Consider the following 21,100-nt stretch of genomic DNA (forward strand, 5'->3'; position numbering starts at 1 on the left):
CCGAAGTGCACGCGGCTGCCTGCGACATCACCGACGCCGGCGCGCTCGACGCGTTGCTCGCCGACATCGCGCAACGCGGCACGCCGTTGAAGGGCGTGCTGCATTCGGCGATGGTGATCGACGACGGCCTCGTGCGCAATCTCGACGACGAGCGCTTTGCCGCCGTGCTTGCACCGAAACTGGCGGGCGCGTGGAATCTGCATCGCGCCACGCGCGACACGAAACTGGACCTTTTCGTGGTCTATTCGTCGGCGACGACCTTCCTCGGCAATCCGGGGCAGTCGAGTTACGTGGCAGCCAATAGCTTCCTCGAAGCGTTGATCGCGCAGCGGCGCGCCGCCGGACTGCCGGGCACCTACATGGCGTGGGGTCCGCTCGACGACGTCGGTTTCCTCGCGCGCAATGACGAAACGCGTGAGGCGCTGCAGGCGCGTATCGGCGGTGTGTCCATCACGTCGGCCGAGGCGCTTGCCGCGCTCGAACGCGCGCTCCTTGCGATGAATGCGGGCGAGGCGGTGGTGCGGCTCGACTGGCAGGCGTTGTCGCTCGGTATGCCGGCGGCACGTGCGCGCCGCTACGCCGAGCTGCATGCGCGCGGCAGTCACGAACCGGCGCGCCAGGGCGGCGTGCAGATGCGCGAGCAGATCGCCGGCCTGCCGTTCGCGGACGCGCTGCACGTCGTCGAAGAAACCTTGCAGGCGCAGATCGCGCGCATCCTGCACATGTCGCCGGAAAAAATCGAAACCGGCCGCTCGATTCTCGACATGGGCATGGACTCGCTGATGGGGATGGAGTTGGGGATGGCCGTCGAAGAGAGCTTCCAGGTGAAGCTGTCGATCATGACGATAGCCGAAGGCGCAACGGTGCATTCACTCGCACAGCGGATCGTGGAATCGATCCAGGCGCACGACGACGCGGTCGAGACGAACGGCGTCGCGGCGCAGGTGGCGGCGGTCGCCGCGCAACATGCGCTCGATGTCGGCGCGCATGCGCTGGCCGATGTCGCCGATGCGCTGGCGGCGAACGCGAACGCGCCGGCCGCGTCGGCGGAGTTCGCCTGATGCGCGCGCCTGCAGGCTGGAGCCATCGCGAAGGTGCGCTCGCGCGCGAGCTGACGTTGAGCGGTCACGGTCTGCATACCGGCCGGCGTGTGAACGTGCGCATTCTTCCCGGCACCGCGATCAGTCCGCGCGGCATCGTGTTCCGACGCGTGCACGACGGCCGCGTTCTAGCCGAACTCGCAGTGAGTCCCGCGCTGCGGCGCGGGCAACCGCTATGTACGATGCTCGAAGCCCCCGGTGGTATCCGCGTACGCACGGTCGAGCATCTGCTGGCCTCATTGCTGAGCTGCGAAATTGATCGTGCGACCGTCGAACTCGACGCCGAGGAAGTACCGATTCTCGACGGCAGCGCACAGCCGTGGATCGACGCGATCCGCGCCTGCGGGCGAATCGAGTTGCCGCACGCCAAGCGCTTCATTCGCGTGCTGCTCCCTGTGAAGGTCGCCGATGGTGAAGGCTCGCGCGACGAACGCAGCATCTCGATCGAACCGTCGTCTGCTTATGAAATGGCGGTGCGCAACGATCTGAAGGGCTTTGGCGAATTACGCTGGGACGGTGTACTGACGCCCGCAAGTTTCGCCGGGGAAATTGCGCCGTCGCGTTCTTATGGACGCGTCAAATGGGCGATCCCCGCGATCGTCGCGGGCTACGTGCGCGGCATGCCGATTCTGCGCGGCGCACGCCTGTCGTGCACCGCAGCGATCATCGGCAACCGGGTGCTGGGCGGCATGCGCGTGCCCGACGAATTCGTGCGTCACCGCGTGCTCGATCTGGTCGGCGATATGGCGATGGCCGGCGCACCTTTGCTCGGCCGCGTGAGCGCGTTGCGCCCGAGTCATGAAATGAATTACCGGCTCGTCGCCAAACTGCTCGCGACGCACGACGCGTGGGAATGGGCTGAATTTACGGACTGACCATCGAGGTCGGGCCCGCACACAGGGTTATCGGAACACTATGGGACTGGGTGATCACCTCCGCCAGCAACTCGCCGCGAAGGCGTTGATGCGGCAACTGGAACGCGTTTCCGAAGACGCGCAGACGCCGGCCGCGCCATTGGCCCCCGGCGGCACGCGTGCAGCTCAGGATGCGACGCGCGCCGCGCTGTGCAGCTTCGAGACGATGCCCGGTTTTCAGCAGGTCGAAATTTTGCGGCAGATGGGCGAGAAGCTGCAGGTGCAGTCGCCGTTCTTTCGCGTGCATGACGGGATTGCCGGTGCGACGACGCAGATTGGCGGCGCCGAGTATCTGAACTACGCGAACTACAACTACCTGGGGCTGGCAGGCGATCCGCAGGTCAGCGCGCGTGCGAAAGAAGCGATCGACCGCTACGGCACGTCGGCGTCGGCGAGCCGGATGGTGGCGGGCGAGCGCCCAGTGCAACGCGAACTGGAAGCCGCGCTCGCGTCGTTTTACGAGGTCGACGATTGCGTCGTGTTCGTCAGTGGTCACGCGACCAATGTGACGGTGATCGGCTCGCTGTTCGGTCCCGGCGATCTGATCGTGCACGATTCCCTCGCGCACAACAGCATCGTGCAGGGCGCGCAGTTGAGCGGTGCGAAGCGCCTGAGCTTTGCGCACAACGACTGGCAGGCGCTCGACGCGCTGCTTGCGCGCGTGCGGCACGACTACCGCCGTGTGCTGATCGCGATCGAAGGGCTGTACAGCATGGATGGCGACGTTCCCGATCTCGCGCAGTTCGTCGACATCAAGCGCCGGCATGCGGCGTTTCTGATGGTCGATGAAGCGCATTCGCTCGGGGTGCTCGGGGAGCAGGGCAAGGGCGTGCGCGAGCATTGCGGTGTGGCGAGCGGCGATGTCGACATCTGGATGGGCACGCTCAGTAAAACGCTGGCCGGATGTGGCGGGTTTATCGCCGGCTCGCAGGCCTTGATCGACATTCTGCGGCATCTCGCGCCAGGCTTCCTGTATAGCGTCGGTCTCGCACCGGCGCTCGCGGCGGCGTCGCTGGCCGCGCTCGAGCGCCTGATTGCCGAGCCCGAACGGGTGGCGTTACTGCGCGCGCGCGGCAAACAGTTTCTCGACGAAGCGCGCGCCGCAGGGCTCGATACCGGCAAGAGCGCCGGCTACGCAGTGGTGCCGATTATCACTGGCAGCACCCTGAAGGCGGCGCAATGGGCCAACGCCATGTTCGCGGATGGCATCAACGTGCAGCCGATTTTCTATCCGGCGGTCGAGGAGAAAGCGGCGCGTCTGCGCTTTTTCATCTGCTCGACGCACGAGCCTGAACAGATCAGCCGCACCATCGCGGCACTCAGGCGCCTCGCGCGCTAACGAGACAATAGAGAAGGGCATTCCGTCATGCACGCCGTTGAACCTGTGTGCGCCGAGGCGCTTCGTTCCGACCACGAACGAGGCGCGCTGCGCTTTCGTCCTGCGAGAGTGGAAGATGCCGAGGCTTGCGCACCGCTGATTTTCGCGTCGGGTGTGCAAGAGTTCGGCTTCTTTCTCGGCGAACCGGCTGCTGTATGCGTCGAATTTCTGACGTTCGCCTTCACGTCGAAATTCGGCCGCTTTTCGTATCGGCGTCATCGCGTGGCCGTTACCGGCGACCAGCAGGTGGCGGCGGTGCTCGCGGTGCACGACGGCCGCGGCACACGGCTCGACGATCCGCATGTCGCGCTGATGCTGCTGATGTTCTTCGGCGTGCGCCGCACGATTCGCATGCTGTTACGCGGACTCGTGCTGGAGAGCGAATTGCCGGCGCCGAAGTCGTCGCAAACGCTGATTGCCCATTGTGCGACGCGCGAGACGATGCGCGGCACCGGCGTGTTCAGCGCGCTGTTCGCCAACGCATTGCATGCGGGCTCGATGGATGGCGATGGCGGGCGGGAGATCGTACTGGACGTGCTGATGAGTAACACGCGTGCATACGATCTGTATCGACGGTTGGGATTTGTCGAATTGCCGCGCCGCGGACCGGTTTCGGCGCGCTTGCCGCGCGAACTGGAATCGGTGCGGATGGCATTGTGTGGGCCGGGGGCGACGGGCTCCCTCGGGCTGGATGCGGTTAACTCAAAATAAGACCAGGAAGGACGAATATGCAGATTTATCCGGTGATTCTTTGTGGTGGCAGCGGCACCCGGTTGTGGCCGATGTCGCGTGGCGGTTACCCGAAGCAATATCTGAAGTTGACCGGCGACCACACGCTGGTGCAGCAAACTGCGTTGCGTGTGCGCGGCATGGCCAACGTCGCCGCGTCGATCGTCGTCACGAATAACGAGCAGCGTTTTCTGGTGGCCGAGCAATTGCGCCAGGTCGACGTGGCGTCATCGGCGATCGTGCTCGAACCGGCCAGCCGCAATACGGCTCCGGCCATTGCCGTGGCTGCGCTACTAGCGATGCGCGACACACCCGACGCATTGCTGCTGGTTTTGCCCTCCGATCACGTGATCGCCGGCGAGAGCGCATTCGTCAAGGCGGCCGAAGCGGCCGCCCAGATCGCGAGGGACGGCAGCCTCGTGACCTTCGGTATCGCGCCGACGGAGCCGCATACGGGCTATGGCTATATCCGCGCCGGCGCGCCGCTGGGCGATGCGCAGTCCTTTACCGTCGACTCGTTCGTCGAAAAACCGGATGCCGGGACCGCCCGTCGTTTCATCGACGAGGGCAAGTATTACTGGAATAGCGGCATGTTCATGCTGAAGGCGTCCACGTATATGGAAGAACTGCGCCGCTACGAGCCGGAAATCGCACAACAGGCCGAACTGTCGCTGAACGCCGCGCAGCGCGATCACGACTTTGTGCGTCTCGATGTGCAAGCCTTCTGCGCATGCCCGAACATCTCGGTAGATCACGCGGTGATGGAAAAGACGCAGCGCGCCGCCGTGGTGGCGGTGTCGGATCTCGGCTGGAACGATATCGGCTCGTGGACCGCGCTTGCCGAGATCGCCGAGCGTGATGGGCAAGGTAACGCGCTGATCGGCGACGTGCTCACCGATGCGGTGACGAATTCGTATATCCGCGCCGAACACCGGCTGGTGGCGGCAATCGGCCTGGACAACGTCGTGATCGTCGAGACCGCCGATGCGGTGCTGGTCGCGCATCGCGACCAGGCGCAGGACGTCAAGCAGATCGTCGCGCAACTGAATGCGATGGGACGCCACGAGTCGGTCACGCATCGCCGCGTGGTACGCCCGTGGGGTTCTTATGAGGGCATCGATAACGGCGACCGTTTCCAGGTCAAGCGCATCGTCGTCAACCCGGGCGCGCAACTGAGCTTGCAGATGCATCATCATCGCGCGGAGCACTGGATCGTCGTGAAGGGCACCGCGCTCGTCACGAACGGCGACAAGGAAATCATGCTGACCGAAAATCAGTCGACGTATATCCCGCTCGGGATTACGCATCGGTTGCTGAATCCGGGCAAGATTCCGCTGGAGTTGATCGAAGTGCAGTCGGGCGCTTATCTCGGCGAAGACGATATCGTTCGCTTCGAAGACACCTATGGACGCGTCGCCAGCGCCTGACGGCGCCACCTCATTTGCCGTCGCTCTCCCCGCATACAGCGCAAAGGCCGCCTGTCGGAAGACCGGCGGCTTTTTTTTATTTGCCCCGTGAAGCCTGATTGCGTGCCGCCACCGCATCGGCATCCCGGTGCACAATAGCGAGGATCGAGCCGCGCGCATGTTGCGTCGACTCCCATACGTCCAGATGGAGGCTCCATGACCCAGTCCAAACCCGTCGACTACTCCGCCGCCTCACCCGAAGTCCGCGCCGTCTACGATGACATCAAGCAGACCCGCCAGGTCGACGACGTCAACAACTTCTGGAAGTACATCGCGCAGCACCCACCGACGCTCGCGCGCACATGGGACAGCCTGAAAGACGTAATGACGCCCGGCGCGCTCGATCCGCTGATCAAGGAACTGCTCTACGTCGCGGTGAGCGTGACGAACAACTGCGGCTATTGCGTCGCGAGCCACACGGCCGCCGCGCGCCGCGCCGGCATGACCGACGAGATGTTCGGCGAGTTGATGGCGGTAGTTGGCATGGCTAACGAAACCAATCGTCTCGCGGTTGGATATCGCGTGCCGATCGACCCGGCATTCGAATAAGCCACGGCGCTCATCGCTAGTCGCGCGACCACGAGCAACCACGTGCGCCCCCGTGCGCGACGCGAGCAAAGCAGGCAACCCGCTCATGCCCTACGAGACATGAGCCGTGCCCGCTTTGCCGTTTCGCCCGTCGATGCCATCCGATCACAGCGGCGTCACCACGCGCTCCAGTTGTGGCATGTTCCAGTACGGCATGACCGTCGGTCCGCAGCCGGGATGGATTGGCGCACCGCCGCCCCAGCCGGGTCCAACGACGATAGGCGGCTTGTAGCCGCCGTGACAACCGACGGGTGGTTCATATCCGCCGTGGCAACCCGGCGGTTCGCGCCGCAGATACGCATTGCCGCCGTGCACCGATTGCGATGCCGCATGGTCGAGTTCGTCGATGCGGGACAGGTCGTTGAGAGTCAAGGTGGTCATGATGGATCTCCGGCAAGTTGGATTGACGTTGAGCCCGGATTGCCGCGCTCACGCATTGCCGTGCACACACCATGCCATACGCCGTCGAGCGGTGCTAGAGCGTGACCCTAGCCGCATTTCGCGTGCGCCTCACACACGCTCGCGCGCGCGAAGTGATCGCTATGGACCAACTGGCGACACACAGTTGTCGTCGCGTCGCCAACATCTCACGCCAACGCGCGTGCGCCTGAACGCATTCGCGATCAACGCGCGCCGTTGCGCCATCCCGCGAGCAAACCCGGCAACTCGGCCATGTGCCCAAACACATGCACGACCCCCGCGCCATGCAATGCGCTCGCGCTGCTGTGCCCGAGTTCCGCCGGGCAGTAACCGAACACGGTAGCGCCGGCGGCAACACCGGCAGTCGCGCCGGTCACCGTATCTTCCACTACCGCGCAACGCTTCGGGTCCACGCCCAGTCCAGCGGCGGCAGCGAGGTACACATCGGGAAACGGCTTGCTGCGCGGCATTTCGTGACCACTGAAGATGCGTCCTTCGAAGCAATCGAGGATGCCGGCCTTCAGAAGCTGCAATTCGATCTTGACGCGGTCCGCGCCCGATGCGACCGCAATGCGTCCGTTCAGCGTGCGATGCAACGCATGCACCGCGTCGGCCGCGCCGTCGATCGCCTGCAGTTCGCTGTCGAGCGCCGCGTTGCGGCGCGCGCGAAACTGCGTGAGCCAATCCGCGTCGATCGCGACGCCCGTGCGCGCCTCGATCAGCGGCGCTTCGTCCTTGACCATCTTGCCAACGAAAATGCGCATCGTCTCTTCGACGCTCATTTGCCAACCCAACTCGCCGAGCATGTCGGTGAGCACGCGGTTGGTGATGGGTTCAGAGTCGACGAGCACGCCGTCGCAGTCGAAGAGTACGGCGTCGAAGGGGAAATCGGCCATCGGGCAGGATCGGAAATAGAGTTCGCGGAACCGGCAAGGATACCTCACCGGCTTTAGCGCCGCAGCGCGAGAGCTATGCGATCACCACGCCCGCGCTGCACAAGTGCCGCGCGAAGGCAGCGCAATGACCAACACAACACGCCTGTACACGAGGCTACCCATCACGCCTTATAGCCGTCGCTTAGCATCTTCATGAACGCGATGACGTCCCTAATATGCTGATCGGTCATCGCGGGCTTGTCGCAGAACTTGCGGTCGAACGGTGCGTCGGCTGCGGCCACGTTCGCGTCGTAGTGCAGCGGCAGATCGTTGTCCTGCTGCACCTTGCCCGATGCGTCACCCGGATAGATCTTCTCCAACGACGTATTGCGCGGCACGCCGGATACTTTTGCACAAGGTTTCGGGGTGCGAACATCACGTCGCTCCCGATCGCCATTCATTTGCATAGTGGTGGCCATCATTACGCTGACATCCGGCTGGTTGAGAGGAACTGTCGCCGAGATGCGGGTGCGAGCGTATGCACGTCACAACAACGTCGCACGTCATGGCGGCCCGCTTCACTGCACAGAACCGGTGCATTGCATTCGTGCCGAAAAATAAACTCGTGTGTTTGATACACAACGGTGATCGAGAGAATTTTGAGTTCAGATGGCGATAACCCGGGGCAGCCGATCGTCCCTGACCGGGATCACCCGGCCGCTTTCGTTCGGCCCAACCTGACATAGGTGCACCATGAGCAATGACGGTCTTATGGTTTTTACTGGCAACGCCAATCCCGCGCTTGCGCAGGACGTCGTCAAATTCCTCGACATCCCGCTCGGTAAAGCAATGGTCAGCCGCTTTTCCGACGGCGAAATTCAGGTCGAGATTCAGGAAAACGTACGCGGCAAGGACGTTTTTGTCCTTCAGTCCACCTGTCCGCCGACCAATGACAGCCTGATGGAGCTGATGATCATGGTCGATGCGCTCAAGCGCGCATCAGCCGGGCGGATCACGGCAGCCATCCCGTACTTCGGCTATGCCCGCCAGGACCGCCGCCCGCGTTCGGCGCGCGTGGCGATTTCGGCGAAGGTCGTGGCGAACATGCTCGAAATCGCCGGCGTCGAGCGGATCATCACGATGGATTTGCACGCCGACCAGATTCAGGGCTTCTTCGATATCCCCGTCGACAACATCTATGCAACCCCCATTCTGCTTGGCGATCTGCGCAGGCTGAATCACGACGACCTGCTGATCGTGTCGCCCGACGTGGGGGGCGTGGTGCGTGCGCGCGCGCTTGCCAAGCAGATGAATACGGATCTCGCGATTATCGACAAGCGTCGCCCGAAGGCGAACGTCGCTGAAGTGATGAACATCATCGGGGAAGTCGAGGGCCGTACCTGCGTCATCATGGACGATATGGTCGACACGGCCGGCACGCTTTGCAAGGCAGCCGAGACGTTGAAACGGTGCGGCGCGAAGCGGGTTTTTGCGTACGCGACGCATCCCGTCCTGTCGGGTGGCGCAGCCGGGCGTATCGCGGCATCGGAACTCGACGAAGTCGTCGTTACCGACACGATTCCGCTCTCGCCCGAATCGTTGGCCTGCAAGAAGATCCGTCCGCTCTCGAGCGCGAGCCTGCTCGCCGAGACCTTCTTGCGGATTCGACGTGGCGACTCGGTGATGTCACTATTTGCCGACAGTTATTCCCATTCCTGAACGGTCAAAAATGATAATCAAAAACTGACGAGGCGCTTTCGAGCTTGTTGAGAACGATACGGTTCCGACTTTCGCTCACCTCTGTGTGCAAACGAACATATGCCGGGCGCGTTATCGCGATACCGTGCTTCGCAGGCTTTGCGTCCTGCGGCTGATTTGCGCGTCCGATATATATGAACCGTGGAGCCACATCGCATGCATTGGTTACCGGAATCATCTGATTTTTCTGTTCAGCTGGGCTCCCTCAACGCCGCACATTCACAAGAGGCGCGCTGGCATGACTTCGTGAGGCTGGCGAACAGTCGACTCGATTTTGTTCAAACGAATCGTCTTGACCGCGCATGTCGGAAGGTGTTCCCGGAGGTTGCGCGAGAAGCCACCGGCGAGCCGGTCCGGCTGGCCGTGTTCAGCGGTTCGACCACCGATCATCTGGTGGCTGCTCTGCGAGTTGGATGCCTGCGCCGCGGCATGTGGTGCGAGGTCCATGCGGGCGACTACGGTCAATACATGCAGGAGCTCAACGAACCCGAGTCGGCGTTTCACGCGTTCGGTGCGAACGTGGTGCTGTTTTCGTTCGATGCACGCACGCTGCTCGGCCAACCCGACGCCGCGATGGACGCGGCCGCCGCCAACAGTCTGGTCGAGCATACGATCGACATGCTGCGCGGGCTTTGGCGTCGGGCGGCGCACTCGAGCGCCGTGCAGGTGATCCAGCAGGCTGTCCTGCCAATCGCGCTGCCGCTCATTGGCAACAACGAGCATCGGCTGCCGGGCTCGATGCGCGCGCTCATCGATCGCGTCAACCAGCGCATGCGGGCCGCGGCGGACGAGGACGGAGTCGATATTCTCGCGCTCGATGCGCGAATTGCGGTTGATGGTCTTACTGCATGGCACGACCCGATGCTGTGGCATCGCGCGAAGCAGGAGATCTCGCCGGCCGCCGGGCCATTCTATGGTGAACTTGTTGCACGGCTCATCGCCGCGCGGCGCGGCCGTTCGTACAAATGTCTGGTACTCGACCTCGACAATACACTCTGGGGCGGCGTGATCGGCGATGACGGCCTCGCCGGCATAGTCATCGGCCAGGGCAGCGCGCTCGGCGAAGCGTACGCGTCGTTTCAGGACTACGCGAAAGACCTGTCACGGCGCGGGATCATCCTGGCCGTATGTTCGAAGAACGATGAAGCCAACGCGTGGGAACCGTTCGATCAGCACCCCGAGATGATATTGAAGCGCTCCGATATAGCCTGTCTCGTCGCCAATTGGGAAGACAAGGCGTCGAACCTGCGCCGTATCGCGCAAGCGCTGAACATCGGACTTGACGCACTGGTGTTTGCGGATGACAACCCGTTCGAACGAAATATCGTGCGGCGTGAGTTGCCGATGGTTGCAGTGCCCGAACTGCCGGCCGATCCGGCGCTCTATGGCCGTTGTATCGCGGACGCCGGTTATTTCGAATCCATCGGGATCACCCCGGAGGACCGCGAGCGTACCGCGCAGTATCAGGGCAATCTGCAGCGTGAAGCGTTGCGCTCCGCGGCGACCGATCTCGCCGGGTATCTGGCGTCGTTGGAGATGCGCCTCGAATGGCAGCCCTTCGATCTCGTCGGCCTGCAGCGCATCACCCAGCTGATCAACAAGACCAATCAATTCAACCTGACCACGCGACGCTACACCGACGCGGAGGTGACCGCCGCGATGCAGGAGAAGGGCGTGGTGACCTTGCAGTTGCGACTGACCGATCGATACGGCGACAACGGAATCATCGGGATCGTCATCGCGCGGCCGCGTGAACCGGGCGGCGGTGAGTTGTTCATCGATACCTGGCTGATGAGTTGCAGGGTGCTGGGCCGACAGGTCGAGCAAGCGACGATGAATCTGCTGGTCGCGCGCGCGAGGGAAGCGGGCGCACGGACGCTGATCGGGGAATACCGGGCCACCGCAAAAAACGGCATGGTCCGGGAGCATTACCAGAAGCTCGGCTTCACGCGAATCGCCGAACATGAAGACGAAAGGACGACGTGGCGGTGCGTCACCACCGAATTCACGCCTTTCCAGACACACATCGAACCCGTAAGGACTGGATCATGACGGACACTATTAGCACTGACGACATTCTCGGCAAAGTGACCGAGATCTTCCGCGAGATCTTCGACGACGACGATCTGGTCCTGACAATGGACAGTACCGCTGACGACATCGACAAATGGGATTCCCTGAATCACATCAGCATCATCATCGCTTGCGAAATGCGCTTCAAGGTCAAGTTTCAGACGGCTGAAATCGAGAGTCTGAAGGATGTCGGCGAGCTGGTCGATCTGATCCGCAGCAAACAGTCGCAATAAACATTCGAATAACGACGCGCAAACTTCTGTGACAGGCCGACATGCTATTCAACTCGTATATCTTCCTGTTTGCGTTCCTGCCGATCAGCGTCGTCGGCTACTATGCGCTCGCTCGCGTCGCGGTTCGCGCGGCGGCGGCCTGGATCGCCGTCACGTCGATTGTTTTCTACGCATGGTGGAACGTCAGCTTCGTGTTCCTGCTGCTCGCCTCGATCGCGTTCAACTTCAGCTGCGGGCTTGTGCTACAACGGCTCGCGAACCGGCCGCGCATGCAGCTCGCGGCGCTGACGGGCGGCATCGCGGCAAACCTCGGGCTGCTGTTCTTCTACAAGTATCTGTTCCCGCTACTGGACTGGCTGTCGGAAATCGGCATCGTGCCGCATCTGTCCACGACCAGTGTGATTCTCCCGCTCGGCATTTCATTTTTCACGTTTACGCAAATCGGCTATCTGGTCGATTGCAAGTCCGGCATTGCGAAAGGCAAGAACCTGCTTGAATACGTGATGTTCGTCACGTTCTTTCCGCATCTGATCGCCGGGCCGATCCTGCATCACCGCGAAATGATGCCGCAGTTCGAAAACCGCGAGACCTACCGGCTGAACCAGGAGAACCTCGCTGTTGGACTCAGCATCTTCACGATCGGTCTGGCGAAGAAGTTGATCATCGCGGACGGACTGTCGGAGACGGTCCAGTTCGCATTCGGTTTCCGCGACGCATTGCCTGCTCAAGCAGCCTGGTGCGGGGCGCTGGCCTATTCGATGCAGCTCTATTTCGACTTTTCGGGCTATTCGGACATGGCTGTCGGGCTTGCGCGCATGTTCGGAATCCGCTTCCCGGCTAATTTCAACTCGCCGTACAAGGCGACATGCATCATCGATTTCTGGCAGCGCTGGCACATGACGCTGACCCGTTACCTCAATCTGTACCTCTACAACCCTATCGCGCTCTGGGTCATGCGGCGCCGCGCGGCGCGCGGCGCGCTGGTCTCCCGCAAGGCGACGGCGACACCGGCCGGCTTTGCGACGATGGTCGCGCTGCCGCTCTTTTTCACCATGACCCTCGCCGGCATCTGGCATGGTGCGGGATTCCAGTTCCTTGTATTCGGGTTGCTGCATTCGGCCTATCTGACGATCAATCACGCATGGCGGATTTTCGGGCCCAAGCAAGCGGCTGAGGCGCAACCGGGGTTGCGCCGGGCAAGCGTCGTCGTGGCGCAGTGGCTCGTGACCTATCTTGCCGTGCTGCTCGCGCAGATCATGTTCCGCTCGGCATCGGTGCACGATGCGATGCACCTGATCACGGGCATGTTGGGACTGCATCATCCGACAGGCGCACCCACTTACGAACTCGAGTCACTGCTCGCCTTCAAAAACTGGGTGAAGATCGGGATTGCGTTCGCCATTGCACTGCTGCTGCCCAACTCGAACGAGATCATGGCGCGCTATTCGCCCGTGCTCGACAAGGTCCGCACCAACCTGCCTGCCGCGCTGCAGTGGCGCCCGCAAGCGGGGTGGGGCGTCGCGATCGGCGTGCTTGCGGCGGCCGCGGTGCTGCATATGGCCGGCGCAACTGAGTTCCTGTATTTCCAGTTCTAACTGCAAGGGATCGTGATCCGTGAAAACGTCGGAGTTTGGCAGTTTCTTCCGTGCAGTCGGGCTGGTGTTCGTGGTCCTCATCGGCGCTTCGTGGGTGTGGGCCGCGCGAGGCCCGATGTGGTTTCTCGACCCGGAATACCCCATGTGGGTGGCGAAGGACGAAATGATCAGCGAATGCCGCAAGGACGCGACCGTGATCATCGGCGACTCGCGTGCCGTCGCGGGCCTGATACCGGCGCGTCTCGACCCGTCGACCGTCAATCTCGCGCTCGGCGGCGCCACGCCCGTCGAGACCTACTATGTCGCGCAGCGCATTCTGAAGTGCCCAGACCTGCCGCGCAAGGTCATCCTGTCGATCTCGCCGTATCACTTCGCTACGGCCGATTCGTACTGGACCCGTGCCGCGCTGTTCAGCTTCCTGAGCTTCAGTGAGATGGAGGAAGTCCGCAAGCTGTCGGAATCGCTGAATGACAGATCGCTGTACTCGGTCTCGCAGACGGGATCGATCGAGGACCGCCTGACCAATTTCCTGTACGCGTCGCATTTTCCGGCGTTCTATACGGGCAGCATGAAGGCGGGGATGGTGTACCGGCGCAAGCACACCAACGACGAATGGCTCGACGAGGTGAAGCGCCAGCGCGGCTACCACAGCTTCGGTACCGACGACGGTTCGACCGCACTGAGCTTCGAAGTCACCGCAATGTCGGGCTTTCGCAGCAGACCCATCTTTGACGCCTACTTCGATCGCTTGCTGACACTGTTTGCCGAGAAAGGGATCGAGGTGAATTTCGTCCCGATGCCGATGAGCGATCTGAGTTACAAGGGACTGCCCGCAGGCTTCCGGCAAGACTACACCGCCTATATCGACGGCTTCAGGCAACGGCATCCGAATTTCCATGTGACGGGTGACCTGATACCTGTGTTGCCATGGAAGTACTTTGGCGACCGCAACCACCTGAACCGGGCCGGCGCGGAAGTATGGACGGGCACGGTCGCGCGAACACTCGGCATCAACGTTCAGGTCGCGATCCAGTAGCTGGGAAATTGCAGGAATCGGCACTTCGATGATCCAAAAATGGATGAGAGTGAGGGCTCCATGAATCAGACGGGTTCGTTGCGGCGAACAGTGTTGGCCACACTGTTCTTTATCGTCATCAGCGCGGTCGTATTGAGCGTGCTTCAGTCGCGTCTCGGCTTTCAGAATACGTTGACCACGATGCGCCAGATGCTGGTCATCAGCGATGGCCACGACTGGTATGGCAAGGATTCCTGGCAATTCATGCTGAAAGCCTATTTGCAGGTTCACCAACATCCCGGCCAGGATCTTTACGATGCGGTGTTCTTTGCGCAGCACGAAAAATTCCAGTATCCGCCGACGTCGCTGCTGTTTTTCGAGCTTTTTGACAAGCTGCATAGGCTCGACTTTTGGCATCTCAACCTGTTCAACCACCTGATCGTCCTGCTCACCGCCTTGGGCATGGCTCGCCTGTCCGTCGTGATGGCGACCGAACTGGGCCTCGAATCGATCATTACAGACGCGCGCTCGCGCCTTGCATTGATGGCCCTCGGTTTCGTGTCCACGTGGTTCTTCTATCCGGTGATCTGGACACTGTATCTGGGTCAGATTCAGGCGTGGATAACCTGCGCGACGATCTTCGCGTGTATTGCCTATGCCAGCGGACAGCGTGGATGGGCTGGCGTGCTGATGGGAATCTGCGCATTGATCAAGCCGCAGTTCGGGCTGTTCCTCATATGGGGACTGTTCCGGCGCGACATGCGTTTCGTGGCGGCATGGCTCGGCGTCGTCGTGCCAGCCACGCTGCTCGCGATCTCGATGTACGGCTTCGAGCAGTTCATCGGCTATCGGCACGCGCTTGCCTACATGGGGGCGCGAGGCGAAGCCTACTTCGGCAACACGTCGATCAACGGCGTCATGCATCGATTCTTTCAGAACGGCAATGACCAGGTCTTCTTCGAGGACCACTTCGCCGACTATCGACCGATGGTTCAGCAGGTAACGGTCGCCTCCGCACTGGTATTGATCGCAATCGGCCTGTGGTGGAGTTTCCGCAGCAGGAAAGAACCCCCGCTGCCGTCGTTCCTGCTGGCGCAGTTGTGCTTCACGGCAGCGTCGCCGATCGTCTGGGTGCATCACTTCGGCGGACTTCTGCCGTTGTTCATGCTGACGTTCCTCACGCTGCTCCGAAATGCGGAAAAATATGACGGCAAGGTGATATCGAAACCGTTGATCGTCCTCGCGCTCGCGTACCTGGTCGTCGCAAACGACAATCGCATCCTCAATCTCGCGCAAGGGCCCGTCAACCCGATCCAGATCTGCTTCCTTGTGGCCGCGGCCGTCGTCGCATGGCTGCTGGTTCGCGAAACCACACGCGCGGAACCCGCAACCCGCACCGAGCCGCGAACGCGAAGCCGGCGCTGGTTGGGCATGTCCCGCGGTTGAGCGGTGTGAGCGCTTTGCGTCATGCAGGGGATGGCCGGCGGTATCGCCGCGCCTGTTTGCTGGACGGCCGATCAAGGAATTGATGATTAGGGGAGTGCTAGCATGCCTGCATCGCGACGTTTCAGGATCGAAGACCAGAATTCTTTTGCCCTCCTGTCGGGCGACAGCAATCCCGTGCATGTAGATGCATTAAAAGCCCGGCGTTCGCAATTTGGTCGTCCCATTGTGCATGGAATGCATCTGTTGCTATGGGCGATCGAAGAAGGGCTCGCGGATACGCCCAAAACTGCGCTGGCCAAGATTTCGTGTGTATTCCGCAACCCCGTCCGGGTCGATGAAGAAGTACTTTTCCGTTTAGTAAAGGACCACGAGCAGCATAAAAAAATTGTTCTTGAATGCAATGGCGCGGAATGCGCAACCGTTCATGTCGAGCTTTCCGCAAATGAGATGGATATTGCTTTCACGGACCGGTCACCCGGTATGAAGGATTGTCATGAGCGAAGCGAATCTTCGCTCGACAATGCTCAGGGAAGCATTCCTCTTGAGTTGGACACCGCGGTTGTGCGAGAACGATTCCCTGTTCTTACGCACAAAGTCCCCTTGGGACAGGTCGCCCTCATTCTTGCAACCACGCGGTTGGTAGGAATGGAATGTCCCGGATTGCACTCAATTTACTCCGGGCTGTCTGTCAGTTTTTCGCCTTCGTCCAACACTGCGGAGAGTGAAGGAAGACTGGACTGGAAGGTTGTCAATTACGATGATCGCTTCCGCCGTTTATCTGTCGATATCGTTGCGGATGGTGCAACGGGCGTCATTCAAGCGATGTTGCGTCCCGCGCCGCATAAGCAAAAAACTTGTGCGGAGCTAAAGACGCTAATTCCCGACGCTGAAATGTTTGCTGGGCAGCGCGCGCTCGTCATAGGCGGATCGCGAGGACTCGGTGAATTGTGCGCCAAAATTCTGGCGGTGGGTGGAGCCGACGTGCGTCTTACTTATCATCGCGGCAAGGACGATGCGCAAGCGGTCGTTGCCGATATCAACAACGGCCCAGGCAAGTCGGCCAGCCTCGCCTACGATATGTTCGATCCGCCAGAGGATCTCCAGAAGGGGCTTGGCGATGGATGGACGCCCACCCATGTCTACTATTTTGCAACTCCGCCGATTTTTGTTGCAACCCGCGGTAAGTTTTCCAGTGACTTGTTCGCGCGGTTCTCCCGATACTACGTCGAAGGCTTTTATACGTGCTGGCAATCCATACGCCAGATCACGCCAGAAAAATTCACCATGTTTTATCCGTCGTCGGTCGCTGTCGAAACGCCATATCTGAACATGGGCGAATATGCTGCCGCCAAAGCGGCCGGGGAAAATCTCTGTAGTTATCTTTGCACGTGCGACAAAAAGCTGACGATCAAAGTTGTACGTTTACCTCGTCTGCCATCCGATCAGACGCTCAGCATTGTGGAAGTCAAAACACATGACCCGGTGGAAACCATTTTGGGCGTGCTGGGCGAATTCAGGAGCGAGCAGCTCGCGTGACGCGAAGCGTGCGGCTTTGTGATGCGTCGCCGGCAGCGGCCACGGCGCAGGCGGGTGAACGAAACCGTGCCGCTGTATGAGTCGACGGCAGGCGCGCATGACCGAACAGCTTCTCGCGCAATGTGCCGTCGCGATACGCGCGCTTGTAGGCGCCGCGTTCCTGCAGGATCGGCACCACCAGGTCGATGAAATCCCCGAAGCATTCCGGCGCAACGGTGCGCGACAGATTGAAACCGTCCACGCCGGTTTCCTCGGTCCACGCGATCAGCTCGCTCGCGATCCGTTCGGCCGAACCGACGAGCGGTGTCTGCCGGCTGCCGAGCACCATCTGTTCGAGCAGCTTGCGTTTGGTCCATTGCGGCCCGGCGGCACGCGTCATTGCTTCGACGTTCGACACGATCGCCTGGCTCTTGCCGGTGTCGATTGGCTCGTCGAGGTCGTAGCGCGCGAAGTCGATGCCGAGCGACGCGGCCGCATGCACGAGCGCCGCTTCCGAATTGACGTAGCGCCGGTACTCCTCGTACTTCTCCTGTGCGTCGCGCTCGGTGCGCCCCGTGATGATGGTCTGTCCGAGCAGCACCTTGATATCGTCGACCTCGCGGCCGCCGGCGATGGCATGCGCGCGAATGTCGTCGACGATCGCTTTCACCGCGGGCTTCGCCTGACCGTTGACGAACACGCATTCCGCGTGCGCCGCCGCGAAGCGTTTGCCGCGCGCCGACGAGCCGGCCTGATAGAGCACCGGTGTGCGCTGCGGCGACGGCTCGCTCAGATGCATCGCGTCGACGCGATACTGCTTGCCGTGGTGGTGGATCACATGCACTTTCGCCGGGTCCGCATAGACGCCGCGCGCTTTGTCAACCAATACCGCGCCGTCTTCCCAACTGCATTCCCACAGCTTGTAGACCAGTTCCATGTATTCGTCGGCGAGGTCGTAGCGGTCGTCGTGCGCCATTTGTCCGGTGAGCCCGATCGCGCGCGACGCACTGTCCAGATAACCGGTGACGATATTCCAGCCGACCCGGCCGCGCGTCAGATGATCGAGCGTCGACATGCGCCGTGCGAACAGATACGGTTGTTCGACCGACAGATTCGACGTGACGCCGAACGACAGATGACGCGTGAGCGCCGCCATCGCGGGAATCAGCAGCGTCGGGTCGTTGACCGGCACCTGCACGGCGCCGCGAATTGCCGCTTGCGGATTGCCGCCGTAGACGTCGTAGACGCCCGCGACGTCGGCGAAAAAGATGCCGTCGAACAGACCCGCTTCGAGCGTGCGGGCGTAGTCGGTCCAGTACTGAAGGTCGGTGTAGCGGCTGGACTGATCGCGCGGATGCGTCCACATGCCTTGCTGGATGTGTCCGACGCAGTTCATGTCAAATGCGTTGAGAACGATTTCCTTCGGCATGATGTCTTCCGGCTGATGTGGACGAATGCTTACGGCGGGCTTTCGAGCAGTAGAACCTGGCGAACCATCGGCGCATACCACGTTCCTGCGGCTAACACGGTCGTGTTTAATATAGTGGACGAAAAATCACTATGCAAGACATTGCTTTTGACTTTTAATGACTGGCCGTGCGCGCATGGCAGGCAGCCGCGCCTCGATATAATTTTGCGGCGCTTACTTCACCCACGACGATCCTTCCATGTCCGAATCCGCCTCCATCGATCTGACCCAGGCCATCTCCGCGCGCGTCAAGACCGAGCGCGAAGCGCGCAACTGGTCGCTAAGCGAGCTGGCGGAGCGCGCGGGCGTGTCGAAGGCGATGATCAGCAAGATCGAACGCGGCGAGGCGAGTCCGACCGCAACGGTGCTCGGGCGTTTGTCGGGCGCGTTCGGGCTGACCTTGTCGACCTTGCTCGCGCTCGCCGAACAGACCGGCGAGCGGCTCGTGCGTCATGCGGACCAGGCGCTTTGGCAGGACCCCGAAACGGGCTATACGCGGCGGCGGATTTCACCGCCTACCGGCGGCGTGCTGGAGCTGCTCGAGATCGAGTTGCCGGCGGGCGTGAGGGTGCCTTACCCATCGGATGCGTTCGTGTTTCAGCATCAGCAGATCTGGGTCATGCAAGGGGTGTTGACGTTCCGCGAGGGCAGTCAGGCTTACCGGCTCGAAGCGGGGGACTGCCTGCAACTCGGCGCGCCGGTCGAGTGCGAGTTCTTCAATGCGGGCGATGAAGTGTGCCGCTATGTGGTCGGTCTGGTTCGACGCTAGATTGGCATCGAGCCGACGCTAAGGATTCCATATACCAGGACAACGGGCAGCGCCCCATGTGCGGCGTTCGCGGCACCGCGCCGCCCGTCGTCATCCGGTCAGGCTCGGAGTGCTCAGCTCCCGCCACCGCCGCCGCTGCGCACGCCAAGAGTGATCCGGTTGGTCACCGAAGTCACGCCGGGAACGCCCTTCGCCACGTCTCCGGCCTGCTGGATCTGGGAGCCTTGGGGCACGGACCCCGTGAGGGTCACGGCGCCGCCGCGCGCCCGCACGAACACGTTCGACACGTTGAAGCCCGGCGTTTTAGCCAGCGCGCGCCGGACGTCACGGCCCAGCTTGCGGTCTGTCTGGCGAGTCGATTTGGTATTGGCGGCCGGGGGAGACGCCGTGGCAGCCGGCGGCGCAGCGTCGCTGGCCTGGGCATAGGCGCTGGACGCGGTCGCTACACACAATGCAATACCGAGCGCCTTCAAAAGATTGACTTTTTTCACGTTTTCTCCATCCTCGATAAGTTGATTGTCGCTTCGTTGCATGCAAAAAACCGCGCGCTGGCGAGCCTCTCCTGACCCGCGGGGAGCACCTGTATTCTGAAAATTGCCCTACCGCGCTCCCGGCGCGCTTAAACAATACTCCAGCCCACGCGCTCATGCTGGAAAAACTGGTGCCGGTGTTGCTTCGCGTGACACGACCGTGGCCACGGCTTGACTCGTCAACAGTCCGCATTAAATGCGTCTCATATTTCAGACTATAATTTCGCAGCCCGGATCAGCCTCGATCCGGGCTCACGGTGAGTCCTTCAGATACAGCCGTTTCGCGGGAGCGCGTTCCGTTTTGAGTAAAAGCCAAACCAGCCCGATCGATCATCCGATCGAGGCCCCGAGCGCCGGCGATGCGGCGCAGAGCACGGCGTCAGCGGCGCGCGCGCCCGCGGTCCTCGCAAGCCGCACGGCGCACGAAGCGCATAAGGACGACCGGCACTTCGTCACGGCGCTCGCACGAGGGCTCGAAGTGCTGGCGTGTTTCCGCTCCGGCGACAGATCGTTGAGCAACCAGGAACTGGCATTGCGTTGCCGATTGCCGAAATCGACGGTATCGCGCCTCACTCATACGCTGACGCTGCTCGGCTATCTGATCCATCTGAAAGAGAGCGGCAAGTACCGGCTCGGCACGGCATCGCTCGCGCTCGGCAGTGCGATGCTCGCGCGCCTCGACGTGCGCAAGATCGCGCGGCCCGTGATGCAGGAGCTGGCCGACATCTCCGGCGCCACGGTGTCGCTCGGCACGCGTGACCGGCTCTCGATGATCTACGTGGAAAATTGCCGGGGCTCGGTGGCGCTCACGCTGACACTCGAAGTTGGCTCGCGCATTCCGGTCGCGACCTCGGCGATTGGCCGCGCGTGGCTCGCGGCGATTCCCGAGCATGATCGCCTTAGCTTCATGGAGCAGGTGCGTGAACTCGATCACGTCGCGTGGCCGAAGACGCGCCGCGGCATCGAGAAAGCGCTCGACGATTACCGCACGCTCGGTGTCACGACGTCGTTCGGCGACTGGCAGAAAGACGTGAACGGCATAGCGCGCGCGTTTCAGCCGGGCGGCGAATTGCCGATCATGGCGATCAACGTGGGCGGGCCGTCGTTCAAACTGTCGAAGGAATTTCTGCTGGAAGAAGTGCGGCCACGTCTGATCGATGTGGTCACGCAACTCGAAATCGCGTTGTCGCACTGAGCCCTTGTGCGTTTTTGGCCGGGACATTGGCCG

Annotated in this window: 19 protein-coding genes and 1 pseudogene; 15 read left to right on the top strand and 5 right to left on the bottom strand. The window is 61.7% G+C overall.

The window, feature by feature from the left end; translation table 11 throughout:
• From CIC12_RS13565 to CIC12_RS13590, 6 genes are all read left to right on the top strand, one after another.
• The coding region (locus CIC12_RS13565) for a beta-ketoacyl reductase (protein ID WP_168664614.1) at positions 1–1,061 on the top strand (1,061 nt) is incomplete at its 5' end.
• On the top strand, positions 1,061–1,975 hold the full coding sequence (locus tag CIC12_RS13570; protein ID WP_168664615.1) for a UDP-3-O-acyl N-acetylglycosamine deacetylase: 915 nt from the start codon (positions 1,061–1,063) through the stop codon (positions 1,973–1,975). The genes CIC12_RS13565 and CIC12_RS13570, both read left to right, overlap by 1 nt.
• A 40-nt stretch (positions 1,976–2,015) precedes the next feature.
• Entirely contained in the window at positions 2,016–3,353 is a 1,338-nt protein-coding gene (locus CIC12_RS13575) for an aminotransferase class I/II-fold pyridoxal phosphate-dependent enzyme (protein WP_168664616.1), read from the top strand.
• A 27-nt stretch (positions 3,354–3,380) separates the two neighbouring features.
• Positions 3,381–4,103 (top strand): GNAT family N-acetyltransferase, encoded by a 723-nt coding sequence (locus CIC12_RS13580; RefSeq protein ID WP_168664617.1) that lies wholly within the window; start codon positions 3,381–3,383, stop codon positions 4,101–4,103.
• Positions 4,104–4,120: 17 nt separating this feature from the next.
• Entirely contained in the window at positions 4,121–5,548 is a 1,428-nt protein-coding gene (locus CIC12_RS13585; RefSeq protein WP_168664618.1) for a mannose-1-phosphate guanylyltransferase/mannose-6-phosphate isomerase, read from the top strand.
• Positions 5,549–5,743: 195 nt separating this feature from the next.
• Positions 5,744–6,136, top strand: coding sequence for a carboxymuconolactone decarboxylase family protein (locus CIC12_RS13590; protein ID WP_168664619.1), 393 nt, complete (start codon positions 5,744–5,746; stop codon positions 6,134–6,136).
• A 144-nt stretch (positions 6,137–6,280) separates the two neighbouring features.
• Here CIC12_RS13590 and CIC12_RS13595 read toward each other — a convergent pair whose 3' ends face one another.
• The 3 genes and pseudogenes from CIC12_RS13595 to CIC12_RS13605 form a co-directional block, all read right to left on the bottom strand.
• Positions 6,281–6,556: a hypothetical protein gene (locus tag CIC12_RS13595; protein ID WP_168664620.1), complete on the bottom strand. Its 276-nt coding sequence runs from the start codon at positions 6,554–6,556 to the stop codon at positions 6,281–6,283.
• Between the two features lie 242 nt (positions 6,557–6,798).
• Positions 6,799–7,491 (bottom strand): HAD family hydrolase, encoded by a 693-nt coding sequence (locus CIC12_RS13600; protein WP_168664621.1) that lies wholly within the window; start codon positions 7,489–7,491, stop codon positions 6,799–6,801.
• 161 nt (positions 7,492–7,652) lie between these two features.
• Positions 7,653–7,862, bottom strand: a pseudogene (locus CIC12_RS13605) (cytochrome-c peroxidase); the annotation flags it as partial.
• A 361-nt stretch (positions 7,863–8,223) separates the two neighbouring features.
• Between CIC12_RS13605 and CIC12_RS13610 the strand changes: the two are divergent.
• From CIC12_RS13610 to CIC12_RS13640, 7 genes are all read left to right on the top strand, one after another.
• Positions 8,224–9,189, top strand: a complete 966-nt coding sequence (locus CIC12_RS13610) for a ribose-phosphate pyrophosphokinase (RefSeq protein WP_168664622.1) — start codon at positions 8,224–8,226, stop codon at positions 9,187–9,189.
• A 351-nt stretch (positions 9,190–9,540) separates the two neighbouring features.
• The gene (locus tag CIC12_RS13615) at positions 9,541–11,280 is read left to right on the top strand and encodes an HAD-IIIC family phosphatase (RefSeq protein ID WP_168664623.1); all 1,740 of its coding nucleotides are present in this window, start codon (positions 9,541–9,543) and stop codon (positions 11,278–11,280) included.
• Positions 11,277–11,534 carry an acyl carrier protein gene (locus CIC12_RS13620; RefSeq protein ID WP_174772039.1) on the top strand — a complete coding sequence of 86 codons (258 nt, stop codon included), beginning with the start codon at positions 11,277–11,279 and terminating at the stop codon, positions 11,532–11,534. Before CIC12_RS13615 ends, CIC12_RS13620 begins: the two co-directional genes overlap by 4 nt.
• A gap of 41 nt (positions 11,535–11,575) precedes the next feature.
• Positions 11,576–13,129, top strand: coding sequence for an MBOAT family O-acyltransferase (locus tag CIC12_RS13625; RefSeq protein WP_168664624.1), 1,554 nt, complete (start codon positions 11,576–11,578; stop codon positions 13,127–13,129).
• A 19-nt stretch (positions 13,130–13,148) separates the two neighbouring features.
• Positions 13,149–14,165, top strand: a complete 1,017-nt coding sequence (locus CIC12_RS13630; protein ID WP_168664625.1) for a hypothetical protein — start codon at positions 13,149–13,151, stop codon at positions 14,163–14,165.
• Between the two features lie 60 nt (positions 14,166–14,225).
• Entirely contained in the window at positions 14,226–15,590 is a 1,365-nt protein-coding gene (locus tag CIC12_RS13635) for a glycosyltransferase family 87 protein (protein WP_168664626.1), read from the top strand.
• A gap of 102 nt (positions 15,591–15,692) precedes the next feature.
• On the top strand, positions 15,693–17,126 hold the full coding sequence (locus CIC12_RS13640) for a MaoC/PaaZ C-terminal domain-containing protein (protein WP_168664627.1): 1,434 nt from the start codon (positions 15,693–15,695) through the stop codon (positions 17,124–17,126).
• On the opposite strand, the gene CIC12_RS13645 is transcribed toward CIC12_RS13640, so the two are convergent.
• Positions 17,104–18,534 carry an LLM class flavin-dependent oxidoreductase gene (locus CIC12_RS13645; protein WP_168664628.1) on the bottom strand — a complete coding sequence of 477 codons (1,431 nt, stop codon included), beginning with the start codon at positions 18,532–18,534 and terminating at the stop codon, positions 17,104–17,106. The genes CIC12_RS13640 and CIC12_RS13645 overlap by 23 nt on opposite strands.
• A 238-nt stretch (positions 18,535–18,772) precedes the next feature.
• Between CIC12_RS13645 and CIC12_RS13650 the strand changes: the two genes are divergently transcribed.
• Positions 18,773–19,342 carry a helix-turn-helix domain-containing protein gene (locus tag CIC12_RS13650; protein ID WP_168664629.1) on the top strand — a complete coding sequence of 190 codons (570 nt, stop codon included), beginning with the start codon at positions 18,773–18,775 and terminating at the stop codon, positions 19,340–19,342.
• A gap of 113 nt (positions 19,343–19,455) precedes the next feature.
• Here CIC12_RS13650 and CIC12_RS13655 read toward each other — a convergent pair whose 3' ends face one another.
• On the bottom strand, positions 19,456–19,833 hold the full coding sequence (locus CIC12_RS13655) for a BON domain-containing protein (protein WP_168664681.1): 378 nt from the start codon (positions 19,831–19,833) through the stop codon (positions 19,456–19,458).
• A 340-nt stretch (positions 19,834–20,173) separates the two neighbouring features.
• Here CIC12_RS13655 and CIC12_RS13660 point away from each other — a divergent pair, with 340 nt between their 5' ends.
• Complete coding sequence (locus CIC12_RS13660) at positions 20,174–21,067, top strand: IclR family transcriptional regulator (protein ID WP_238812592.1); 894 nt, start codon at positions 20,174–20,176, stop codon at positions 21,065–21,067.
• Positions 21,068–21,100 lie beyond the last annotated feature (33 nt).

The organism is Paraburkholderia sp. SG-MS1 (assembly GCF_012275575.1).
Classification (GTDB): domain Bacteria; phylum Pseudomonadota; class Gammaproteobacteria; order Burkholderiales; family Burkholderiaceae; genus Paraburkholderia.

Coding starts and splice junctions, on each gene's coding strand:
- CIC12_RS13570 (WP_168664615.1), top strand. CDS start 1,061: ATGCGCGCGCCTGCAGGCTGGAGCCATCGCGAAGGTGCGCTCGCGCGC.
- CIC12_RS13575 (WP_168664616.1), top strand. CDS start 2,016: ATGGGACTGGGTGATCACCTCCGCCAGCAACTCGCCGCGAAGGCGTTG.
- CIC12_RS13580 (WP_168664617.1), top strand. CDS start 3,381: ATGCACGCCGTTGAACCTGTGTGCGCCGAGGCGCTTCGTTCCGACCAC.
- CIC12_RS13585 (WP_168664618.1), top strand. CDS start 4,121: ATGCAGATTTATCCGGTGATTCTTTGTGGTGGCAGCGGCACCCGGTTG.
- CIC12_RS13590 (WP_168664619.1), top strand. CDS start 5,744: ATGACCCAGTCCAAACCCGTCGACTACTCCGCCGCCTCACCCGAAGTC.
- CIC12_RS13595 (WP_168664620.1), bottom strand. CDS start 6,556: ATGACCACCTTGACTCTCAACGACCTGTCCCGCATCGACGAACTCGAC.
- CIC12_RS13600 (WP_168664621.1), bottom strand. CDS start 7,491: ATGGCCGATTTCCCCTTCGACGCCGTACTCTTCGACTGCGACGGCGTG.
- CIC12_RS13610 (WP_168664622.1), top strand. CDS start 8,224: ATGAGCAATGACGGTCTTATGGTTTTTACTGGCAACGCCAATCCCGCG.
- CIC12_RS13620 (WP_174772039.1), top strand. CDS start 11,277: ATGACGGACACTATTAGCACTGACGACATTCTCGGCAAAGTGACCGAG.
- CIC12_RS13625 (WP_168664624.1), top strand. CDS start 11,576: ATGCTATTCAACTCGTATATCTTCCTGTTTGCGTTCCTGCCGATCAGC.
- CIC12_RS13635 (WP_168664626.1), top strand. CDS start 14,226: ATGAATCAGACGGGTTCGTTGCGGCGAACAGTGTTGGCCACACTGTTC.
- CIC12_RS13640 (WP_168664627.1), top strand. CDS start 15,693: ATGCCTGCATCGCGACGTTTCAGGATCGAAGACCAGAATTCTTTTGCC.
- CIC12_RS13645 (WP_168664628.1), bottom strand. CDS start 18,534: ATGCCGAAGGAAATCGTTCTCAACGCATTTGACATGAACTGCGTCGGA.
- CIC12_RS13650 (WP_168664629.1), top strand. CDS start 18,773: ATGTCCGAATCCGCCTCCATCGATCTGACCCAGGCCATCTCCGCGCGC.